The sequence below is a fragment of the Dickeya oryzae genome (assembly GCF_020406815.2).
Lineage (GTDB): Bacteria > Pseudomonadota > Gammaproteobacteria > Enterobacterales > Enterobacteriaceae > Dickeya > Dickeya oryzae.
Map to the genome: position 1 here is coordinate 1,655,412 of NZ_CP162670.1, position 21,668 is coordinate 1,677,079.

The window sequence follows — 21,668 nt, forward strand, 5'->3', positions numbered from 1 at the left end:
CTTTTGCTTATAGCGACTTTCCCATGCCAATTCTAAGGGCCGGGGGCTTTAGAAGCAGACATTGCGAGCACCACGGTGCTATATTAATCAGGGTGGAGGTCGGATCCAAACATTCTTCTCGATGGCAGTTTCGTACATAAGAAGACGGTCTTAACTCCAGGTTAATGAACTATAGTTTGAAGCGAAGATAGTTATAGGTAATATGTTCAATTGGTTTTTTTATGGTTAAGGTGGTGGTTTTTTATTGATTAAAGTTCGCATAAAAATAATTTCATGGGTAAGCGAAATTTATAATGGGCTCTTAGTTTAATAAAAAATATTTTGGAGTTGGAATTGCTATGGATGAAATAGAGTTGAATTTTGGTGCGATTACTCTCGATAACGCTACACTGAAGAGTGAAGGATATAAATTTTATGATGGCAGGCTTGCACAGATGATGCAATTTAAAGATAGCCCCGTTAGCGTCATTCAAACGGATATAGTACATAATGAAGCTATAAAGCATATCGGGCAAGAGTTATCAAGAGCACGTTCTTCAATTGACCAAGCGCTAAGAGCAGCAAGTAAGCAACTGAAAATAAAAAACGAAAGTATTAATAGGGCTAGAGAATTACTAACAATAGAGGGTACGGAGGAAGAAATCGTAGAGAAGAAATTAGAGAGTTATTATGCGTCCATTGGAGCTGAAAAAATAGACTCAGCGAAATACATTGATTTATCTGTCTTAATGGGAATGTATTTTTCAACTAAAGCACCTTTTGAAACAGGGAAAGACAAAAAAAATGAATTTCCAGATGCAATTGCATTATTATCGATAGAAGGATGGGCTGAACGCAATAATGTAAATGTTATTGCAGTTAGTCAAGATAACGGATGGAAAGAATTTTCTCTCAAATCCAATAGAATCACATTGGTTTCTTCATTAGCTGAAGCATTAGAAAAATTCCAGCCACACAACAAAGTTGCGAGTATTATTAGTCATATCAGAGAGGACTCTTTGTTCGATGATGATAATCACGTACTAAAAGAAATTGAAAATGCTATTATCGACAGTATTAATGGAAGTGACATTTGGATTGATGCCGATTCTTCTATGTATCTTGAATGGGAAGATGTTTCTGCTTCTTATATTTCACATGAGTTAGATAACGATGATGGGGGAGGGGTTAAAATCCAAGTTGTAAGAATAGATGATGAATCGATTGTTTTACAAGTTGGCGCAACGGTTGTAGTAGAGGTCGAGGCTAGTTTCGATTTCTCAATCAAAGATTCGGTGGATAGAGATTATGTTCATATGGGATGGAATGTTTGCAATACAAAAGAGTCTTATCATACAGATATATTATTGACTCTTACCGGTGACTTTAGCCAAGATTTTGATGATATTAAAGTTGCTGAAATTGAAGTACTTGAAACCATTACTGAAGCAAATTTCGGCCAGGTTGAACCTGATTGGCGACGTGATTACGATAACGAAGAATCATAATAACGAACAAAAAAGGAAATCTCACTTAATTTATTATTACGTCTGTCTTATCGCTCATTGATTTACGAGGACCTTCTTGCGGACGGCTTGGTGACAGATGTAGGTTGATCTTTTCCAGCAAGAGTGGACACTCGGCTAAGTGAGTAAACTTTTGGGGGGAATGTCATACTGCCAATCCAAGACTGAGCTAATACAGATTAGGTATCGCTGCGTAGAAAAATTCGATCACTATATGAAAATATAATAAAAGAGTGTAAATTTCAGGGCAACAGACTGATCCACGCGCATATTATATATGTCCGCAACCCTGACCTGTGAGTTTACTCACGTCAGGGTATTATAACTGAGTTCTCAGCCTGTCAGTATTGATCTCATAGTTAACTTACACTTTTACTAGTGATCTTTAGACACCATTCATAATGGTTAGCTATAGAGTTCCAGTGCCAAATACTGATAGCACCATGTAACCCTTCCTGGTAAAGAGTGCCAAGTCGAACGATAAGCGATGCTTGGGCAGAAACAAAAAGATGTACTTCATCGGCCTGTTTTTTTAATTCAGAGATAATATAACTAAGGCTTTTTACAATTTTCTCTTGTTCTTCTTCCTCTGGAAGATTATCAAATCGGAACCCTGTATTCAGCTGAGCATGTAAGGTGTGTCCAATAAACTCAGCAGGAAGATCTTTTTCTAAAATTTCCATCGTAAATGAAATTGCAAGACCGATAACCTTTCCGTTGTTTGATGGCACATATTTACTATCAGAAATTTGCTGACCATTGTAGCGTTTTACTATCTCTGCATTTGTCGGAGGTGCATCAAGAGAATGAAAAACTTTTTTACCCCGATCAAAGTCAAACAGTTTAAGCGCTAAGTGTCCGTCCGTCATAAAGCTACCAATCATATACAGATATGGAACGCTACCGAGTGCTGCAACATAAGCGGTTGTCGCATCAGTGTGATGTATTCTTTCTCTAATTGTTTGTCGGATAAAACTTGCATTGGATAAGTTATTATTTTTATCCCTTGAATCAAATGCTTTAAAGTCCACAGGCAAAATTTTTGCCTTTTCTCTGGAAGAGAGCACTCTCTCCGCAGCTTGTGGATCAGTATTTTCAAACCCATATGCACGAATAAGGGCAATGTCTCGCTTATTCAAATCCCGAAGAGCAAGATATACGCAAATACACCATAAAATAAAACCTATCACAATAAAGGATAAACTAATTATTTGGGCAATATCCGAGTATTTTTGGTAAGTTAAACTTACCCCATCAATAGTATCACTATATCTTTTTAAAAAAACTTCTGAGAAAACAATATTTCCGCCCCAACCACCAACTAATCCTGTCATCCCTAAACTCAACAAACCAAGTGTAAGTTTGGAAAGTTGATCTTTTGGTCTAAAAATAAACTTAATAAGGTAAATTAATGTCGCTTTATCCATCATAATCTTCAGAATTCCTGCCGTAGGATATTTTCATTATCAAAATAGTAAAGAGCGTTTTTTTCTGTACCAATTATTATAAAAAAAAGCCTCTGCCCTGGATTCCGTAACTTACAATTCTTCCAGTCCCGAATATCGGTGTATGAAGCGTGAGGATCTTTTTCAGGATGTGTATGCCATGTGCCAAAATAGATCAACTGACCTTCGGAATTCTTATACAGTCGATCGACTGTACGCTGATGCTCGGGATCCCTGAGAGTAAAACTCATTCTTGAGCATCGATCCCCTTTCTGTGGCACTGTAATTTCAACTAAACCGTAGCGCTCAATCTCAAGGTCTTTGTTGCCAACGAGCACTCCAAATGCTTCCGGATCCATTGGTTTGAGCTGCCGAAGCCCCTGCCAGATTTCATAAACTTTCTCTGCGATGTGGATACTAAAATGATCGGTATCCACAATTAGTTCATCAAAATTATCCATTGCAGATATCACACTCATCATTGAATAAAGGTAGCACTTCTAATGTACGTGTGAATGCATGATACCTTCCGCTTAATTTGAATCCATTTGCTGTTGCATCCTCAGAGCTCCCCTTCCAGCTCACTCTGGATGATTCACGAATCTTACCGAGGAGGCATTTGATCCCGAGGTTAGCAGTAATAAGTGAAGTTTGAGTAGATGCTATGTAGGTGTATGGTAGGAATGCATCTCCACACCCGGCATGATTTTTAGTCAGGTCCTGATTTGGAGCCAGAAAATTCAGGTTAGAAACCAGCCCTCTTGAAAAATCAGCAGGGTCAACATACGCACATCGCAAACAGCCTTTTGTTCCCGGAATTTCCAGAACCGCATGTCCACCGATGCCATACCCTTCAACCCATGTATTAATAACCGGAATCTTAATTTTTTCCTTGATCAAATAATCATGAAACAATCGCTCATGAGTCGGTGCTCCTATCGCTATGATGATAAGATCATACTGCATAAGTTCGTCACGATGTCTTAAATCAAGTAAATTATCACTATAACTCTTAATCTCAAGCCAAGGATATTTACTGATGAGACTATGCCTCAATGCTTGCGATTTATAGTATGAAACATACGTCGGAGGCAGAATATGTCGGTATAGATTGTTCAACGAAAGGATATCTGGGTCATATAATCCCATATAACCAACGCCAGAAGCTGCGAGTTTATCTGCAACGTCTCCTCCCACGGAACCACAGCCAACAAGCATAACTTTTTTGTTAAGAAGGGATTGTTCTGCACCACTCCTTGGCATAATCCTTTCTTTGTTAAACGTTAATACTGTGAAGGGCTCCAGAGCCCAATCGGTTAGATGTGAATGCTTAAAAGGCAAAGTTTTTCGAGCCTTGCCTGAGTTTTTTTGGAAAAAATGAATTCCAAACCATGTGATTCCCGAAGTGGTTTGGGCACTAAAGACTAACCAAAACTCACGTGAACGCTTTTGAGCAAACTGTTGTGTTAATTTGGTTAGCATATCCGTTGGTAGATCTGAGAGCAAATCAAGATACCAGTCAGCAAGTTCATCCTTTTTCCATGGTGCAGGTTTTGCCACGCTTAGCGGGATAACGAATCCGTTACCATTTGCCGCTTGGCGCTCATTGATAACCTGATTTATAGGTGAAAAAATATTCTCCGGAATCGAACCTTCTACATATCCTAAAAAATATCGCCCCAGACCTATATTACCTTTTTGTGGCTGAAGAACGTACAACTCTTCTGCTTCTTCACTTTCAGAGAGACAAAGAAACGGGACCGTATCAGGCTCAACTATACTCAGCCATCCAGCTTCAAACTCCCGAAGTAGCTCCTGTGTATTCCAATCGCTATCAGTCAAAGCCTGACTTAATAACGATATATGCCTTTTAAGAGACTCTTCGAAGGCCAGTTCAGGGCGCTCAAAGTTTACAGAAACTGCGTCAGGCACATTCACACAAATGCTTGCAAAGTGCGCATCAGGAGATAATGCTGTATGTGCAAGTCGAGGCAGTGCTGATGGGTTGGCAAGGAGAAAGGCTGGCATTCTGGATAGCTCAGAAACAGCGATGTGCCAAAGCGTAATTGGCACATCGCTTATCTCCAGTTCTACACTTAAGAACCCGACTTTGGCTGTCTTCGATGGAACTGCGGATACCTTGTATCCGCATTCGTTCAAATGAGTCAGAATGGCTGAATAATTCATGCGCCTTGTGATGTCCCCACAACTCCGGCAGATGCAAAAACCGTTTTTATAGTAGTTGACGAAGCAGATGAGGTTGCTGCGCACACGGGAAAATCTTCGCCAAATACACTACGTAGCAACTCACACTGTTTGGGCTCCTGCTCTTCCTCAGCGACCTTGTCCAGTGTTTTTAGAAGTGCATTCAGCTTGTTGCGGAACTGAGAACCTGTTGCAACGCTGCTGCAATGGAAAATGTCCCTGTAAGGGCTTACTGGAAGCGTAACTTCAATCCTGTATTTATCCACATCAACCAGCGAGAAATAGCTGCGGTAGTTGAGAATGTGGTTGATTGTCGATCTCAGAGCAGTAAGGTCATCAGGAAAGCCTTCATCATTAATTGAAGGGTTGAAAGATTCCTTAACTATAACTGTAATACCAATGGAGTAAATTTTGCGGCGAACATCATCGCTAAAAGTAAAATTTCTCCAGCGCTTAAGGTATCTGACAATACGTCGGTACTGATCATGCTTATTCGAGCCATGAGCTTCATCTGCGTCGTACTTATTTACCCAGTCGATAAGTTCACGTGGAGCTGCTCTGGCCCACTCACGGTTTTCATCATCTGAGTATCTCTTGCCGACGGCCAGTTCGTACTGACCGTTATCGTACTTACGGTAAATTGGTATATCAATATGCAGATCATCAGCCTTGTAATCAGCAGTCACACAAGGTTTTTTAATTTTAGCATTTTTAAAACCTCGCCTTTCCAGTATTTCCAGAACTGCAAGCTTGGGTATTATCGGGTTTTCTGGAGCCTGTCCCGCTTCAATAACAATTGCACGATCAATATCGAAATCCTGCCCTTTTTCCCGAATAGCTGTAAAGGTCGCCAAAGACCCCTGGATGAAATCTTCAATAACAGGATATCCATCCTCCTTGAACCGCTCAATGATATCGGAAGTAATGCTATCGTCTTTGAGACGGGCTGTCGTGTATTCCAGGTCTTTCCTCCCTAACTTGATAGCATCGTGAAAATTCTTAAATTTATTTTGAAGACTCATACTGACCCCGCATTTGTTGTGAACAAAATCTGAATTGGGGTCGCTTCGCTTGATTTCAAGTAACAGGATAAAAATTTAATCTGATTCTGATTTACATTGAAAATTATTCATATTTATAACGATTAACTTGCTTTCAAATGTGACCTTATCCGCCAGTAGTGTATACGTGACTAAGTGAGAAAACTTTTTTTGAGAAGGTCATACCACCAACTCAGGCTGAGATAATAACAGCAATTCAAACCCCAAACCCACTTCACTGCTGCTAAGTAAGGGGCGCTACGCCCGACTATGCAGGGTCAGTTTTTTCTCCCGTGTTCTTTTTCGTTCCCCGTATCAGCTTCCGGTTAATCGTTTCCCAACACAATCCGTCCCGCAAGGGTAAATGGCACGCATTCTGCGCCCTTGCGTGCCGGAACTATGCCGGGAAAGCGAACCGTCAGGCGATACGAAGACGAAAATCACACCACTGACGGAGAAAAACCATGACCATTTCCCTGCATACCACCCAGACTAGCGCCCCTAACACCGCAGCGGCGACCAGCGTATCCCCGCTGGAGCAGTCAGGCTCCTCAAAAACGAAATTTTCCAAAACCCAAACCGATATTTACCAGACTGTCACCGACAGCATCATCGCCGCGCTGGAAGCCGGTGTGAAGCCCTGGACGTGTCCGTGGCAGCGAGTGCCGGGCATGTCCGGTTTACCTTCCAACTTCGCAACCGGTATCGCGTATAGCGGAATGAATATCATGCTGCTGTGGTGCAGCGCGTCAGAACAGGGCTTTGGTGATTCACGCTGGATGACCTACAAACAAGCACAGGCAGTCGGTGGGCAGGTTCGTAAAGGCGAGCACGGCACGACAGCCATTTTCTATACAACCTTAGAGAAGGAAAACGAAGATGGAGAAATCGACCAGATCCCGATGCTGAAAACCTTCACCGTGTTTAACGTTGAACAAATTGACGGCCTTCCGCTGACAACTGAGGCGGTTAGCCTCGCTGAGACGTTCGAGCCGTTACCACAGGCTGAAAACCTGTTTCGTCGCAGTGGTGCCCGTATCATAGAGAAAGGTCAAAATGCCTTTTTCAAACCGTCCACGGATGAAGTCTGGTTGCCGGAGCGCCACCTTTTTTCCGATGCCGCTAATTTCTACGCTACCGGTCTGCATGAGCTGGTTCACTGGAGCGGAGCAAAAATACGTCTTAACCGTGAAATGAAAGGGACGTTTGGTAGTGAAGGTTACGCCTTTGAAGAGTTGATCGCCGAGTTGGGAAGCGCGTTCCTGATGGCGGATCTGGGGATTGTCGGAGAGGTTCAGCATGAAAGCTATATCGCTTCCTGGCTGAAAGCGTTGAAGAACGACAAGCGCTATATTTTCAAAGCCGCCAGTGCAGCATCAAAAGCGCATCGCTATCTGATGGATAAGGTTTGAGTTGAAGCCCAAGACGCCGCAAAGGAAGGCGGCGTTAACCTGATATCTGGGCAGCCAGCGTGACGGCGTTTTTAATTTCCCTGAGAATATTCTGGGCATTGAATGCCCGGAATATTCTCAGGCTGCGGGTGCGGGCGGCAAAGAGCCCGCGCATCCCGCAAACGGCGTTTTTACACCGCTGATTGCTATAAACGACGGCTCAGGTATGACGGCTGACGATGACGTTTGCAGGACAGCAACGGTAGCTGGGCCTGTTTTTGGTGTTATGATAAGTGTATTGTGCCGTGTAATGCACACGTATCTCATATAGGAAGGAAATCATGACCGCGAAACAACGCAACACGCAGAGCGTGACCATGACGGTAGAGCGAGCCTTACTGGTCCGGGCGCGTGAAGCGGGTATTAACCTGAGTGCCACCCTGACCGCCGCCCTGGATGCAGAGCTTCGCCAGCATGAAGCGAAAAAATGGCAGGAAGAGAACAGCGAGGCGCTCGCAGCATTAAATCGCTTTCATGATGAGAATGGCTGTTTCAGCGATGAATACAGGACGTTTTAACCATGCAATTCACCGTATACGGTAATACCGGGAAAAGCACCATTTACCCGCTGTTGCTTGATGTCACGAGCGATATTATTGGGCAGTTGAATCGTCGGATAGTGATCCCGTTGCTCCCAGTTGAAAAGTACCCGGCAGGTCGCCGACCGGATCGCCTTGTCCCCGTCGTCAGGCTGACGGACGGCAAAGAATACGCCGTAATGACGCACGAGTTGGCAAGTATTCCTGTGCAGGCCCTGGGGGCGGTGTTTTGTGATGCGTCGCAGTACCGTAATCAGGTAAAGGCCGCCATCGATTTCCTTATTGACGGCATTTAGTCGTGACCGACGGGAGCCTGTTCCAGTTCGGCTATCGTGCGGAACAGAAACATCTCCCGGTTTTTGGCGTCAAACGGAACTGGAATACCGTTCCTTGCCACCGTCCTGATACTGTCAAACGGCCTAACCAGACCGTTGCTGTTAGCATCCAGAAAATTAGCCCACCATTGCAGCATCAGGCGACGCTGTTCAAGGTGCTTTGTGGCCTTACTCTCTGCCCGCTCCGTGCCAGGAGCGGAAATATGGTGGTTCTAGAGAAACTCTCATGCCGCGGCCAAATTTTGTCGATCACTACAGTTCAACCAAACCGTATTAAGGGAATCATCATGGTAATTCAAGACGACTGCCACCAACCAAAAAGTGATATGGCCACCATGCCTGTAGTTCTGGCAACAGCAGAAGATTTCGCCACTTTTAACTTTGAATCATTGTTACCAGAACCGGTCTCTTGTGATTATAATGAACTAAATCATCAGATCGAAGCATCGGCACAATCCTCCGACGAGGCTCATAAACGTGTTTATGAGTTGCTAAAGGCGATTTGTTCATTTCATTTTAGAGCGGGTGACCCTGTCCAACCATGGGGACCAGTATGGAGTGGTCCAAATGGTCGTTCTTACATACCTAGCGACTTCCGCGGTCAACAAAATGATATTCTTTCAAACGTAGTCATTCAAATTGAAAACAGACTACTTCGAGCCCGGGTAGCAGACATAATATGGACTAATGATAAAAGTAAAAAAGACGCGGCAACAGTAGCAATAAATACCTACTGTGAACTTATAGACACATATAGTGACCGTATTTTCGACGTGGACTCTTATAGAGTCCTTAATCATATAGGGAAGCTTGAACAATTCTTAAGACGTGCGTTTGATATAGTTTCGTTGACACAAAAGAAAAACACGCTTCCAAAAAATGTACAATCTGCATTTGATATTGTGTATGCAAAGGCATTAGAGCTAAAGTTGTATGTAATATTTGAACGAGTTGCGCGGCATGGAGCAAATAAGAAAATCATTGATTGGAGTGTTGTTGCCAAGGACGCCAAGAAACTAGCAAGTGAGATAGATACTCATTCATATCCAGAGGTTGTCAAAAAAGTATTTTATTTGGCGGCAACTGCATTTGAAAAAACTGGGGACAATAATTCCAAGCGGGAGTGCCAGGAGAACGCAGTAGAGCAAACACTTAGGATGAGAGAGCATGTCAGTCAGGCTTCAGCAAAGGCATACTGGACAAGCATTGCGATAGGGGAACTGCGTTCTATAGGTGGGAACAAAGAGCGAGTAGCAGCCCTGATTGCCGAGTTACGTGACTTACAGATATCATCACGCGATGAATTTGCAACATTCACAACTCCCATAGATGCCGATGAAGCGAGAGAAGAAACATCTAAAATCTACTCAACTCTCCCCCTTTCAGCTTGTTTGTATGAGTTTACCATAGCCCCATATCTTATCTCTAAGAGTGAACTATGTCAGCATGCTGATTCTGTTCGAAAGAATAGTTTTTTTAGTAATTTCATAGGTGCTGTTCATACTGATATAGAAGGTAAGGTCTACGCCAAAACTCCTGCAGCCTCCATTGATGGGAATCCCCCAGAGGAATGGTACAAGTCTCAACATATACAAACTCTTGATTTATTATATCATTACTTCGTTTCAGGTTATGTAGATCCTGTTCGTTATTGTTTATCAACCAGATTTTCAATAGAAGAGCGTCATTTTGAATATATTGTCGCATTAAGTCCATTCGTTCCGCGTGGTCATGAACATATATTTTCGTTAGGCTTCTCTCGTTTTTTTCAGGGTGATTATGCTTCTGCTATTTATCTTCTTGTTCCTCAACTTGAAAACTCAATACGATTTTATATGCATACGCTAAACCGTGAGACTTCTAAATTAGATAATGAACTTCTTCAGGAAGACCGTTCTCTATCTGGAATGCTAGAAAACCTTCGCCCTGATCTGGAGCAGGTATTTGGTGAGGATTTAATAAATATTATTGATTTACTCTTCAATTACAAACCTGGTCCATCTTTGCGCCATGAAATAGCGCACGGGAAATTGTCTGCGGGAGGATGTTTTAGCGCTTCAGCTATTTATGCCTGCTGGTTGATTTATCGTCTTGTATGTTGGCCTCTGTTAGCTTGCTGGGATGAACATATAGCACCGTCTGTAGAGGAAAACTAAAATTTGTGGGCTTTATGACATATAACTACTGATTACTTGCAGCAGGGCCAGCGTGAAGGAGAACTTCTGCTTCACGCCCTGAGACATTCAACAAGCTTTTTATGGCTTCAGTAAGGGCGATTTTCGCTCTTCCAGCGCCAGTAAGTATTTTGCTTCGTCGTAACAGGTTCTGTTCTTCCAGCAGCTATAAATTATCCGGATCCATTTGAACGCCAGTGCCCGGATAGCAGACTGGTGAGATTTACCCTTCTTTCTGAGGCTCTGATAATACAGTCTGGACCAATATGATGAGTTAACCGTCTTCGCAGCCCATTCCACGAATGTCTGACGGACGAACTTGGCGCATTGCCATCGCCAGTGTACCCAGGATTTTTGACCGCTTCGCTCGGTTACTGGCGCGATACCTGCGTAGTTTTGAATTTCTTCTGCACTATTAAAACGGTCACGGTTATCTCCAAGTGCAGCAAGCATACGTGGGCCCATACACGGCCCCATGCCCGGAAGTGATTTAAATAGCTCTGCATCTGGCAATGTATCAAACAACGTTTCGATTCGTTCGTCATAGGTTTTGATGATTTCACTCACGACTTTAATTTGTGCCGCCAGTGCTGTTGCCATCAAAGTATTAGCCTCTATAACACTCGGGTCTGTCGTCAACGGGATCGCATTGTCGGGTTCAATGGCTTTGATCTTTTTGGGATAACGTAACATCAGTTCCAGCGCCAGTTCTGCATCCTGCGGGTCGTCTTTTGCCCCGCTGGGCCAGAAGGTCTGCCTGTAGCGAGCAAGCGATAACGCATGAACAGGAAAAACAGTAATAAACGGGTATTTTTGTAGCGCGAAAACCACCGGGCCTTTTTTAAGTTCAATGGCGACTGCGATCCTGCCTTTCACTTTTTTGTGCAATGCTTTCAGCCAGGTATCAAGTGCTTCTGGCGTATGTTCAATGACATGGAAGACTCGCTCGCCATTATTAAACTGAACACATACATCGTGCTTTTTATCCGCCCAGTCGAGGCCAATATGAGCAGTAAACTGATTTATCGCAGTCATCACCAACTCCTTTTTATCGAGGATTGGTATGCATTCCACGTTCTTCGAAAGAAATATAGTCAGCAGTTTGTCTGCATGCCCTGAGTATTCGTTAACGAACGTGGAGCACTTGCTGGCTCGAAAGAAAAGCGGTGATCATCGCATGATTCTCGCTCAATATTCGTAACCAGCAAGTGCATACCCTGGATCACCTAATAGCGTAACGTTCAGGGTATGAAAGTCTATATTTCGCTCTTAGCCGACCATTGATTTGGCAACGCCAGATCCAGCTTATGAATATTGCCCCAGCTCCAACTGTCGCAGTTCGGCAAGCGTATAAATACGAAAAACATTCCGATGTCGCACTTCCAGCGGGATAGGTTGATGATTAACGATGACGTGTTTGATGCTGGCGAACAGCAGTTCAAGAGCCCGTTTTTTCTGCGGGTCCGGCACGATATAGAAAACGTACATCCAGTGCTTGTGGGTACGGGCCAGTAGGTGGCTGGCGATAATCGACTGGTAACGGGCTTTGGTTTTCAAGCGGCGCTCGGTTTCTACCGCAATGACCTGTCCGTCAGGGAGGGTGATGAGTCCATCCGGGCGGTGTTTGACCTGATACCGGCTGAGGAAGGTTGAGCGATCACCGTTTATCCAGTCGGTAGCGCCTTTTTTCTCCAGAATAAGCCGGGCTGCCTGATTATCCAGATGGTGCTCTAACGTCCAGCCGGTGAGTCTGGACGGTTCAAACCGTGCCGGGAAAATATCGTCATTGGGTTTTACTACCACTGCTAACCCGTCGCTGGTGATCCCCCACAAAGAGATTTTTCCCGTGCGGGTATCAAATTCATGTTTTTGTACCCATCCCATTTTGATGGCTTTGGCAAGCAACAGATAAAGTGGTTTGTGATTTTTAAAATCAAAAAGCAGCATCAGTGTTTTAAAGTCACTGTAGGTTTCTTCTTTCAGGAAATTCAGCAGTATCTTTATTTTCTCGTTATTACGCCTGTGGCGATCTCGATATGTTGATATCAACATGGTGTCTCCTAAAAATCGATCTGAGGCACGCTTTCTTCTTCGCTGAAATCCAGCGCTCGTTTTACCGGTGCCGCTGATGCAGCGATATCAGGCGAAACGGTGAACGTTTCCAGCTCACGTTTTTGCACCTGGATGGGGGAAATCAGCGAGGCGGAGGGAAGTGTTTTCGTGGTGAAGATAAAACTGACGAAATCAGGCAGATTGAGGATCATATTGCCGTCAATAAAGAAACGCTCGGCCTGTCTAATAGTACGTTCATCGCCGATGGTTTCCGTCAGTACGGCATCGGTTTTCGCTTTGCGGATTTCATCATCCACTAAGATGGTGCCGGACATTCTCGCCACCCATTCCGCCGTATCCGGGTCCATAACGCGGTAAACTAGCTTGAATTTAGCGTTTTCAACGACTGCACCGACAACCGCATCGCCGTTTAAATCCGCCGGGCAGTCTTTCAAATCGGCGACGGACTGATGGGCCATGATGATATGTACGCCTTTATCCCGTGCCGCGCCTAACCCCTCCAGCGCTGGTTTTGATAGGTGGTATTTCAGTTCATCAAGAAAAATAGCCACAGGGCGCGGCGCGATGTGTACCCGGTCGCGCCGCTCCGCTAACTGATAAAGGCGAACCAGCAACATGCGTTGTGCGGTAATTATCTTGCTGTTGCGCATTGAGCCGATGACATAGCAGCAGCCACCTTCATCAAAAACCGATTGGAGTGAAAATCCTGTCGGCGCGTTGATGGCATTGAGCAACGCCAGCTCTTCAAGCTTGCCGAAAAACGCGTTGATCTTCTCAGCAATACTCTGAACATACTCGCTGTTATAAATATCACGCAGAGTCGAAGAAGGGCGGTTGCTGACAAATTGCGCCGCTATACGTGCCGCTTTTCTGTCGCTGATACGGTAAAAGTCAGATTCCTGGCCTTTTTCCGCCAGACTAAATCCGGCGACAAAAAGCGCTTCCAGTTCATCGGCGGTAATTGCTTCAATCAGGTTTAGCTGGTAATGCGGTTTTCTCAGGTCAATTAAGGCAAACGGTTTGCCTGCATCCTCACAGGCTTTTCGGTAAAGGTGTGGGGCCCATTCATCGTCTTTCGGGTCCATAATAAATACCCCTTCACCCGCCAGGATACTTTGATAAAGCAATATCCCGGCAGCTACCCCTTTTCCAGCCCCGGTGGTGCCGATAATATCCGCGTGCTGTTTTTGCCAGTTGTTTAACGGGAGATACATCGGCTGAATATAGCGGTCCATCCCGATAAATAACCCTTTGCTCAGGTCGATATAATCCAGCGGATCATAATGCAGCGTTTCAGGCAGCAATGATCTCACGGTGCGCACATCGGTGCGTAATTCCCGCTCAAGGGTGGTTTTTTTAACCAGGCGTTTCTTTATTTTATCCAGTTCAGGATTTAATGCCCGACGCAGAATAATATGGAAGATAATCCCTGTTGCCGTGAGGATAATCAGTATCGGCCAGGTTGCCAGCGAATACCGGGTGGCTATTCTGGTCTGATAGACCCACTGAAAGAACCTGATGATCACCGGGGCCATGGTGCCAAACAGAAAACACAGCAGGGAAAAAGCGATAATTCCCTTTTTCCAGAACGAGGCTGTTTGTCGTTCACCGCTTTTCATTGATGCGAAAAACGGTAACGTCAGCCCCGATAATAACGCCAGCATCAGTTGATGCTGTTGCGTAAAAACTAGCAGTGCCAGCATTCCGTTCACTATCGGCGACAGTGAAACGGCAAGCTTATTTAACAGCATAGTGCCTCCGGTGTCGGCTCTCGCCTCATGAGATCGCCTCATCCTTTCGCCTCAGCGTATGAGTCGATGTCATGAGGCGAACGGGTGAGGCGAATGCGGTGGCTTCTTCGCAGCCATGCGCCGGAAAGTTCACTTCCCGGCACGGAACGGCGTGCGCCAGTTCATGCGGGCTGGACGCCCTTATTGCCTGGCTCATGGGGGTAATGTCGTGGCTGGACGCCGCGCCAAAACCCCCAACGTCAACGGCGGCACACCGTCGCCCGCTACGCGCGACCACCCCCTTTGAGACGCCGTTTTTCGCCTATTTTTTCTGTTGTCCGTTCCGGCCAGCGAAAAAATGGGAAAACGCCTTCAAAGTGGGTGGTCGCGCCACGCTACCGGCTTTGGGCCGGAGACTTAGCCGCGACGGTGTGCGGGGCATGCCCCCCACAAAAACCGGCGCGTGGGCGCGCCTATTTGCTCGCTGGGGCGGCAAATTTTTTGCGGCTCCCCCCGGCCTGCAAAAGCCGCGTGGGCGCGGCTGTTTGCCGGTGAGGCGCGGTGCCTGAAATATTTTCGCGCCTTAATCCGCGAAAATATTTCTGTCCGCTGCCTCATTTTTACGGCCCGGTATTTTTCGTGCCTTAACTCGCGAAAAATGGGCGGGCCGTAAAAACCTGAAAACCGTCACGCCTTTGCGCCCGGTTCGTCAGTATTAGCCACGAACGCGGCCATATTGACCGATAATCTGGCTAATAGCTGCCGGGTCAGCCGAATCACATTCGTTTAAAAAGGATTGCCTGGCATCGGCAGTCTGGCCGGGGAGAAAACCGTGCCGGTTCTTTTTCACAATAGAAAAGAAGGCGCGTTCAGCCGACTGACAGGTATGTCCACCGCTGTTTCCGGTGGTTTTACCGTACAGACATAAAACAGCTTCACAGGCATCAGCGGCTATCACTGAGGCCGGAAATAATACATTCATGCCGAGAAGAAAGGCGGTGAGTATGACGGTTTTCATATCGAATACCTTTACTGGGTGGCAGGGGGGGATGGTTCGTCTATCTGAATATTTCCTTCATGTGATGCAGGTGTACCGGTTTAAAATAAATATCGCTCATCCGGCGGACGTCGCCATGGATATCAATACTGATGATCACATCAATGCTTTTTAGCACCTTGCGTAACAGCACATCGAACGGGATATTGTTGCAGTCCGGGTTTTCATAGCAGCGGTCGATGAGTCCCTCAATACATTCTTCCGGGCTGCCCGCGTGCAGGGAGGTAATAAGCCCTTCATGGCCGGAGCCGATAATTTTCAGTGCGTCCCATGCTTCCCGCCCGCGAATTTCCGCCAGCAGAATTCTGTCCGGGTTCATTCGATAATTCGCCCGTATCAGCCTGCCGGGGGTGACAATCGCCTCGTCGGTGGCCTCTGCCGGGTAAAACAGATGCACATAATTGGTGTGGTGGTAAAACCGGATTTCAGGGTTGTCTTCAATTGTCGTCAGCCTGAGATGCGACGGAATATAGTGCAGCAACGTCTTCATGTAGGTGGTTTTACCCGAGCCGGTTTCCCCCACAATAAAGAGCGTTTTGCCGTACTCGACGGCTTTTTCAATAAAGTGGGAGATATCTCCGCTGCTGTAATAGCGGGTCAGCTCCTCGTCTTTGCTTTCAGCCTGCTCCTGACCGGTTACGCGGTGATAAAAGCCCGCCTCAATCCACGATTGATGCGTTTTCTGCGCATATGACGGCTTGCGCAGCGTGATGGACACGGTATTCCGCTCACAAGCCGGGGGAATAATGGCCTGAATGCGTTCGCCGGACTCCAGCGTGGCGGACAGAATCGGCGACGTGTCATCAATATTATCGTCATGCCATGAGGCCAGCGCGTTGGCAAAGGCATGACATTGGCGCAAGGTGACTGGCGATTCATGCCTCTGCCATCGACCGTTTATTTTGGTGTGGATCTCGCCGGGGCGATTAATGGCGATTTCCGTCAGGCCTGCCAGTGGCAGAAATTCACCAAATAGCTGATGTTTCATAAAATCCAGCGACAGGTTTTCAGCGTTCATACCACCTCTTTTTCAGACGCAGTTGATAAACGGAAGAGAAATCGATATCCGTGCCGGTCATGATGCCGATCACCTCCCCCTGATTGAGGTACATCGTGGGCGGGATATTGATGCTGTTTTCCAGTGCCGTTTTTGCCATCTCCGAGGCGGCAGCACGCGTATTCTCGGTGTAGTCGGTATTACGGTCTTTCCCCGGCGCTGTATTCGCCGCCGCAGCGGCGACGTCCTGTACCGTACTCAGCATTAACGCGTTGCCGAACCGCTCCCAGAAATGGGTATCGATCCTGCCGCTAATCCCAGCCTCTCCAAGCGGGCCGGTGGCCTCGGTATCGGTCAGCGGAATGTGCAGGCTGCCGGGCTCCGGTGTGCGTAACGCCGTCCAGATGACAAACATCCGGCTCCGGCCCTGTTGCAGTGCGCCGGTACGATAGACGCCACGGGCGACTGTGCCTGCCGGGAGCAGCTTCACATGATGACTGGCGCTGTAGACATCCTCGCTGATGAGGCAGGAAATCCGCCCGCCGACATCGGAAACAAAGCGCTGCATCATCGAGCAGGGAATGTAGCTATCAACCGGCAGGTAGAGATCGGGATCGAGACCGAGCCGCCGGACGTGGGTGACTGTTACCACGCCGGGAGCGGCGTCGTTTATCTCCGGGTCAGGCGCGGTAGTGGGCTTTTGCTTGTCAGTACCGGAGGCGGTGACGTGGGAAGCCGATGCGGTATCTGACGCCTGACTTAACCCGTCGGCCAGGGCGGCGGCCTTGTTTAACGCGGGCGGTGCTGGCGGTGGCGGGGCAGCCTGCGTCTGGCGATGATCCGTTGTGGTTTCCGGTCTGCTCTGCTCGAACAGACCGAACGGATGACGGTCCATACCGAGGTTTTTACGCGCAGGCGGTATTGCGCCGGTCGGCGGCTGGGTCTCCGTCGCCTTGTCATCGCTGTGTTTGACTGCGCCAAAAAAGCGATCCCCACTCCATGCCAGCAGCATCAGCACCGCCAGACTGAGCAGGCTGACCAGCAGCGTTCGGCGACTGGCGGTTTTTTTAAAGCGGGTGACTTCCGGCTGACCGGGCGGTGTGTTGTGCGCCGGTGTCTGGCTTTCTCTCGCGGCTCTGGCGCGTTCGCGGGCTTCGGCTTCCCGTTCAGCCACGGTTTTTTCCGCTGTATCCGGGATGGGATGGTCTGTCATTTGGCCTCCAGCGTGACGGCGGGCGAAACGGTGTCACCAGCGCTGACGGCGACGTTGCCGAATGCGGTATTCTCAATGCCGACCACGGCGTGGCCATAACGCAACACCAGATGCGGCGACATGGCCCGCACGACCATCACGGTGTAGTTCCCGTGTTTGGTGATTCGGGGCGTGACGGTTTGTTCCTGCTGGTTAACGACCCGAAACAGTGACGGCAGGATTTTGGTGGCTGAAAAGCCGAGGGTGATAAAGCGGCCATCATCGTAGGCAAAATCCGGTGCAATCGCCGCCGAGTCCGCCGCGACCCGCTTGGTATAGCGCCAGTTTCGTGGTGTAGTGGCCTGCTCGAAAGCGGCCGCAATCTGTTGCTTTTCCTGTGCCTCACGCAGGCGTTGCAGGTGGGCGGCATCGGCGGCCGCTGATTGCCTGCGTACCTCATCGGGATAGTGAAAACGAATAATGAAGGCCTGCGAGGGCGAGTCGTTATCCAGCACGTTAAGCTCCAGACTGTACTCGCGTTTGGATGTCACCACCAACAGGTTGGTTTTCCACTCTTTGGCGGTCGGCAGAAACACCTTGTTGACGTTATTGCCGTTGTCCTCCGTTACCGGCTGGATGACAGGGTTGGGGCTGACGTCCACCCGGTTATCGCTTTTGGTCACTCGCCAGCCTTTGGGAAAACCGGTCTGGGCGTCGAGCACCGCTTCATCGTCATCGAACAGGAGCGTGGTGAGGTAGCCGGGGCGGGTGTTGACGACGGTGGCATTCTGGCTGTCATAGGTGACATGCTGGATGCGGCTGTCATACGCGCTGCCGCGTGGTATCGCGGCCCCCCAGACGGCGCACGACGCCAGCATCAGCCCTATCAATACGGTGTTTTTCAGCATCACTCCCCCCTCAGTTCTTTATCGCGCTGGTAGCTGGTGACGATGAACCCCAGCGGGTTCACTTCTCGCTGGCTGTCCGTCAATTGTTTGCGGGGGAGGTAGCGGTAGGTCAGGCGGATGTTCCAGATATCCGTTTTGACCGTGTTATCCGCAATGCGGCGGATTATGCGTTTAACCCGCAAGGTTGCCAGGTAGTCAGGGGCGGTGGCGGGGGCGTGAATGTTGGAAATAATTTCGACAGACACGACGTATTCCGCTTTATTGAAAATGACGTCAGGGGCCTGATTGCCGTTAAACTCGTCGAGGTAATCCCGGTTCACGCTGTCGCTGTTGAAGAGCTGCACGTCGTCATAATCGCGCTGAAGCGAAAAATAGTTATAGCCTTCGCGCAGCCGGACGTACTGGGCGGATAGCGCATGCGCCAGCGCGGCTTCGGTAGCGATATCCTTCTCCTTGAGACGGGTCATATATTCATAGCGCCCGGTCTGTTTATCCACCGACCATAATTCGATGTCGGTGGTTTTCAGCGGTAGCAGAATAATCAGCGCGGTTATCGTCAGCGCCGCCAGCGCAAACCCGGTTGCCGCCATGCGCCACGCGCGCTTTTTTTCCCGCTCATCCTTTTCCAGCAGAACCGCTTCAAAGGTGCGGGATGACGCAATGAGGTTTTCTGTTTCAGACATGTGTTGTCAGCTCCTGAATAATCGCGGGGGAATTGACCGGTTGAGGATCGCCGGATACCGGCGGAAGGTCGTGTTGATGCCATGCGCAGCCCGTGAGGATGCACAGCATCAGAAAGACAATGCTGGATTTCATGGAAAGCCCTTGTTAACGGATACAGATATACCGTATCGACGGCGGTTGCCTCGGCACTCTGTGACGAGTTGGGGAGTGAGAAAGAAATTAGCGAGGATGCTGTTGGTTAAGGCGCTTCATACTCTCAATGGCGGCGGCACGCTTTTGCCATGCGGAGATGGCGTTGCCGGTGCCTGTGGCGATGAGTGTCCCGGCGGCATGGCTGCCTTTGGCGGCCAGCCGGGCCGCCGCCGCGCCGGTCTTCATCGCCGGTTTTGCTGCTTCAGATGACGTGCTCGCCAGACCGCGTAAGCCGCTCATGGTGGCCCCCTGCAAGGTGGCCTGAACGGCGACACCGCTCAGTGCGTTGGCTATCTTTGCGGAAAACCAGACGACGGCACCTGATGCAATTCCGGCCAGTAAACATTGTGCTGCTAATGTCACCATGTTGCTTTCAGCGGATGTTGTTGTTGCGGCATCCAGTATTTTATTCAGGTAGTTGATGACTATTCGGATAGATAAGGCGGAAAACATTATCGTCAATATCGCCGTAAAAATAGTTTTCAACCAGTTATCAAACATCGGTTTGAGAAAACCGTAGAGCAGGCAGAAAATAAATATTGGGGAGGTTGTTGTCATTAGCAGTATGGTGATTTCGGCCAGCAGGTTTACAAACGTCGCGGCCAGTAAAAGAACGATGACACCGCCCCAGACCAAGACTTCAGCCAATCCGCCATTCAGTTTGACGTAGGTAGACGTATCCAGGTTAAACAACATTTGTCCCAGCGTCTGTGCCTTTTCCCACACGGTATCAAGTAGCGCCCAGATATTATCATTACCGCTAATACCATCTTTAAGTCCTTCAATAGCCGCAATACTGGTATCCAGCCAGCCATCGAGGTTTAACACGAAGGTAGTAATCAGCAACATGCGACCCACATCCCAGACAACATCTTCAACGGGCGTCTGGAGTTTGCCGCCAAGCGTCTGATAACCGCGATACAGAATAAATAACGTAAAGGAATTGACAATAATAACGCTGATCATGGTGCCGAATGTAGACGACTGACCAGCTAACACGGCGTTGAGCCCATCCATGATGTTTTTGTCCATACCAACGAAAATACCACCAGACATGGTGCCTCTCTTGAAACAGGAACAGACAGAAAATAAGAAAACAGGGAATCATCCCTGTTTTCGTGGGTGGGGATATTACTCTGTGACGGCTTTTCTCTTTTGGGCTTCCTGCTGGAACAATGTCTCGAATTTTTCCTTGATACCTGGTTTTCCTGTCTGGGCAAACATCAATGCTGCCCGGTGGGCGAACTCGCAATTATCACTTGCCTCACCATCCTTGAGGCATTGCGTATAGACTTGATATGTTTCATCAGGATGCTCTTTGTACCAGGCTTCGGATCTTGTCTCTTTACAGCCGGATAGCGTAATAATGGCTGACACGACACATAAGATTGATACGGGTTTTAACATGCGAACCTCCCTATATATTGTTCAGATCGGCAACGGGGGCAGTTAATTGCTGTTGCTCAAAGGCTTTCTGCTTTTGCTGCTCCAGCAGTGTTGCCCGCTGCTCCGTCTGCCGGACAGACATCTCCCACTGGCTGGTCAGGGCGTTCAGTTGCACGCTTTTGGCCGCAACGGCATTCGCCAGGTCCTGTGACTCTTTCGAATCTTTGGCATTGGCGATGCGGTCAGACAGGTCTGCGATGTCGTTCAACGTGCTGGTCATCCTGTCCTGAACCTCACGGGTATTCTCAATCGCCAGTGCCTGATTGAGTAACAGCTGTTTGCAACTGTCCTGATAACGCAGGGATGAACGGGACGGGTTACAGCTATCAAACGATTGGTATTTTTTATATAACCCCTGAAGCGCGGAAGAATAGGAACCGTCTGGATTGGTCAGCAGGTCATCCAGTGAAATACCGTTCTTGCGAAGCGCGTCGATATCGTCTTTCAGGCTTTTTGCCTCGCGGAGAAACCCCTGAATATCCCGTATCCCTGTTGCCGTCGCCAATTGCTGTTTATAGGCATCCAGCTCGTCTTTATAGTGGGTAACGGTTTCCTGCCATTGTTTGAGTTTTTGCATCCATTGATTAATCGACTCGGCATTGTTGATGGCATCAAACACCGGGATACCGGCGCTTATCGCCGGTGCGGACAGCCATAGCAAGAGCGCCAGAAAGAGATAGCGGGTTTGCATGGTG

At 47.8% G+C, this 21,668-nt stretch carries 21 protein-coding genes and 2 pseudogenes; 6 read left to right on the top strand and 17 right to left on the bottom strand.

Annotation, left to right across the window (positions count from 1 at the left end; translation table 11 throughout):
* Positions 1 to 338: 338 nt before the first annotated feature.
* Positions 339 to 1,487, top strand: coding sequence for a PIN domain-containing protein (locus tag LF929_RS07135; protein WP_226093290.1), 1,149 nt, complete (start codon positions 339 to 341; stop codon positions 1,485 to 1,487).
* Positions 1,488 to 1,864: 377 nt separating this feature from the next.
* On the opposite strand, the gene LF929_RS07140 is transcribed toward LF929_RS07135, so the two are convergent.
* Genes LF929_RS07140 through LF929_RS07155 form a run of 4 tightly spaced genes read right to left on the bottom strand, consistent with a single transcriptional unit; the run spans position 1,865 to position 6,177 of the window.
* Positions 1,865 to 2,932, bottom strand: coding sequence for an SAVED domain-containing protein (locus LF929_RS07140; RefSeq protein ID WP_226093333.1), 1,068 nt, complete (start codon positions 2,930 to 2,932; stop codon positions 1,865 to 1,867).
* A gap of 8 nt (positions 2,933 to 2,940) precedes the next feature.
* Positions 2,941 to 3,411 carry a Mov34/MPN/PAD-1 family protein gene (locus tag LF929_RS07145; RefSeq protein WP_226093289.1) on the bottom strand — a complete coding sequence of 157 codons (471 nt, stop codon included), beginning with the start codon at positions 3,409 to 3,411 and terminating at the stop codon, positions 2,941 to 2,943.
* Positions 3,404 to 5,137: a ThiF family adenylyltransferase gene (locus LF929_RS07150; RefSeq protein ID WP_226093288.1), complete on the bottom strand. Its 1,734-nt coding sequence runs from the start codon at positions 5,135 to 5,137 to the stop codon at positions 3,404 to 3,406. Before LF929_RS07150 ends, LF929_RS07145 begins: the two co-directional genes overlap by 8 nt.
* Positions 5,134 to 6,177, bottom strand: a complete 1,044-nt coding sequence (locus LF929_RS07155; RefSeq protein WP_226093287.1) for a nucleotidyltransferase — start codon at positions 6,175 to 6,177, stop codon at positions 5,134 to 5,136. Before LF929_RS07155 ends, LF929_RS07150 begins: the two co-directional genes overlap by 4 nt.
* A gap of 482 nt (positions 6,178 to 6,659) precedes the next feature.
* Between LF929_RS07155 and LF929_RS07160 the strand changes: the two genes are divergently transcribed.
* From LF929_RS07160 to LF929_RS07170, 3 genes are all read left to right on the top strand, one after another.
* Entirely contained in the window at positions 6,660 to 7,607 is a 948-nt protein-coding gene (locus LF929_RS07160; RefSeq protein ID WP_226093286.1) for an ArdC family protein, read from the top strand.
* A gap of 320 nt (positions 7,608 to 7,927) precedes the next feature.
* Complete coding sequence (locus tag LF929_RS07165; RefSeq protein WP_226093285.1) at positions 7,928 to 8,164, top strand: type II toxin-antitoxin system CcdA family antitoxin; 237 nt, start codon at positions 7,928 to 7,930, stop codon at positions 8,162 to 8,164.
* Positions 8,165 to 8,166: 2 nt separating this feature from the next.
* Positions 8,167 to 8,481, top strand: a complete 315-nt coding sequence (locus LF929_RS07170; RefSeq protein WP_226093284.1) for a CcdB family protein — start codon at positions 8,167 to 8,169, stop codon at positions 8,479 to 8,481.
* Here the strand turns inward: LF929_RS07170 and LF929_RS07175 are convergent.
* Both LF929_RS07175 and LF929_RS07180 read right to left on the bottom strand, forming a co-directional pair.
* Positions 8,478 to 8,612: pseudogene (locus LF929_RS07175) on the bottom strand (mobilization protein mobC); the annotation flags it as partial. The gene LF929_RS07170 and the pseudogene LF929_RS07175 sit on opposite strands and share 4 nt — an antisense overlap.
* Positions 8,595 to 8,681, bottom strand: a pseudogene (locus tag LF929_RS07180) (mobilization protein mobC); the annotation flags it as partial. The pseudogenes LF929_RS07175 and LF929_RS07180, both read right to left, overlap by 18 nt.
* A gap of 126 nt (positions 8,682 to 8,807) precedes the next feature.
* On the opposite strand from LF929_RS07180, the gene LF929_RS07185 reads away from it, so the two are divergent.
* The gene (locus LF929_RS07185; protein ID WP_226093283.1) at positions 8,808 to 10,676 is read left to right on the top strand and encodes a DUF4209 domain-containing protein; all 1,869 of its coding nucleotides are present in this window, start codon (positions 8,808 to 8,810) and stop codon (positions 10,674 to 10,676) included.
* A 99-nt stretch (positions 10,677 to 10,775) separates the two neighbouring features.
* Here LF929_RS07185 and LF929_RS07190 read toward each other — a convergent pair whose 3' ends face one another.
* The 3 genes from LF929_RS07190 to LF929_RS07200 form a co-directional block, all read right to left on the bottom strand.
* Entirely contained in the window at positions 10,776 to 11,729 is a 954-nt protein-coding gene (locus LF929_RS07190) for a transposase (protein WP_226093282.1), read from the bottom strand.
* Positions 11,730 to 11,999: 270 nt separating this feature from the next.
* The gene (gene mobC, locus LF929_RS07195) at positions 12,000 to 12,746 is read right to left on the bottom strand and encodes a MobC family replication-relaxation protein (RefSeq protein ID WP_226093281.1); all 747 of its coding nucleotides are present in this window, start codon (positions 12,744 to 12,746) and stop codon (positions 12,000 to 12,002) included.
* An 8-nt stretch (positions 12,747 to 12,754) separates the two neighbouring features.
* Complete coding sequence (locus LF929_RS07200; RefSeq protein ID WP_226093280.1) at positions 12,755 to 14,518, bottom strand: type IV secretory system conjugative DNA transfer family protein; 1,764 nt, start codon at positions 14,516 to 14,518, stop codon at positions 12,755 to 12,757.
* Between the two features lie 71 nt (positions 14,519 to 14,589).
* On the opposite strand from LF929_RS07200, the gene LF929_RS07205 reads away from it, so the two are divergent.
* Positions 14,590 to 15,066, top strand: a complete 477-nt coding sequence (locus tag LF929_RS07205; protein WP_368678959.1) for a hypothetical protein — start codon at positions 14,590 to 14,592, stop codon at positions 15,064 to 15,066.
* 146 nt (positions 15,067 to 15,212) lie between these two features.
* On the opposite strand, the gene LF929_RS07210 is transcribed toward LF929_RS07205, so the two are convergent.
* The 8 genes from LF929_RS07210 to LF929_RS07245 form a co-directional block, all read right to left on the bottom strand.
* A complete protein-coding gene (locus LF929_RS07210) occupies positions 15,213 to 15,515 on the bottom strand; it encodes a TrbM/KikA/MpfK family conjugal transfer protein (protein ID WP_016941013.1) in 303 nt (100 codons plus the stop codon).
* A 40-nt stretch (positions 15,516 to 15,555) separates the two neighbouring features.
* Complete coding sequence (gene virB11, locus LF929_RS07215; protein WP_226093278.1) at positions 15,556 to 16,572, bottom strand: P-type DNA transfer ATPase VirB11; 1,017 nt, start codon at positions 16,570 to 16,572, stop codon at positions 15,556 to 15,558.
* Positions 16,562 to 17,764 (bottom strand): VirB10/TraB/TrbI family type IV secretion system protein, encoded by a 1,203-nt coding sequence (gene virB10, locus LF929_RS07220; protein ID WP_226093277.1) that lies wholly within the window; start codon positions 17,762 to 17,764, stop codon positions 16,562 to 16,564. Before virB10 ends, virB11 begins: the two co-directional genes overlap by 11 nt.
* Positions 17,761 to 18,651: a P-type conjugative transfer protein VirB9 gene (virB9, locus tag LF929_RS07225; protein WP_226093276.1), complete on the bottom strand. Its 891-nt coding sequence runs from the start codon at positions 18,649 to 18,651 to the stop codon at positions 17,761 to 17,763. The genes virB10 and virB9 overlap by 4 nt, the downstream gene beginning before the upstream one ends.
* The gene (locus LF929_RS07230; RefSeq protein WP_038925981.1) at positions 18,651 to 19,334 is read right to left on the bottom strand and encodes a virB8 family protein; all 684 of its coding nucleotides are present in this window, start codon (positions 19,332 to 19,334) and stop codon (positions 18,651 to 18,653) included. Before LF929_RS07230 ends, virB9 begins: the two co-directional genes overlap by 1 nt.
* Positions 19,335 to 19,554: 220 nt before the next feature.
* Positions 19,555 to 20,583 carry a type IV secretion system protein gene (locus LF929_RS07235; protein WP_226093275.1) on the bottom strand — a complete coding sequence of 343 codons (1,029 nt, stop codon included), beginning with the start codon at positions 20,581 to 20,583 and terminating at the stop codon, positions 19,555 to 19,557.
* A 75-nt stretch (positions 20,584 to 20,658) separates the two neighbouring features.
* On the bottom strand, positions 20,659 to 20,934 hold the full coding sequence (locus tag LF929_RS07240; RefSeq protein WP_019844810.1) for an EexN family lipoprotein: 276 nt from the start codon (positions 20,932 to 20,934) through the stop codon (positions 20,659 to 20,661).
* A gap of 10 nt (positions 20,935 to 20,944) precedes the next feature.
* On the bottom strand, positions 20,945 to 21,664 hold the full coding sequence (locus LF929_RS07245; RefSeq protein WP_226093274.1) for a type IV secretion system protein: 720 nt from the start codon (positions 21,662 to 21,664) through the stop codon (positions 20,945 to 20,947).
* Between the last annotated feature and the right edge of the window lie 4 nt (positions 21,665 to 21,668).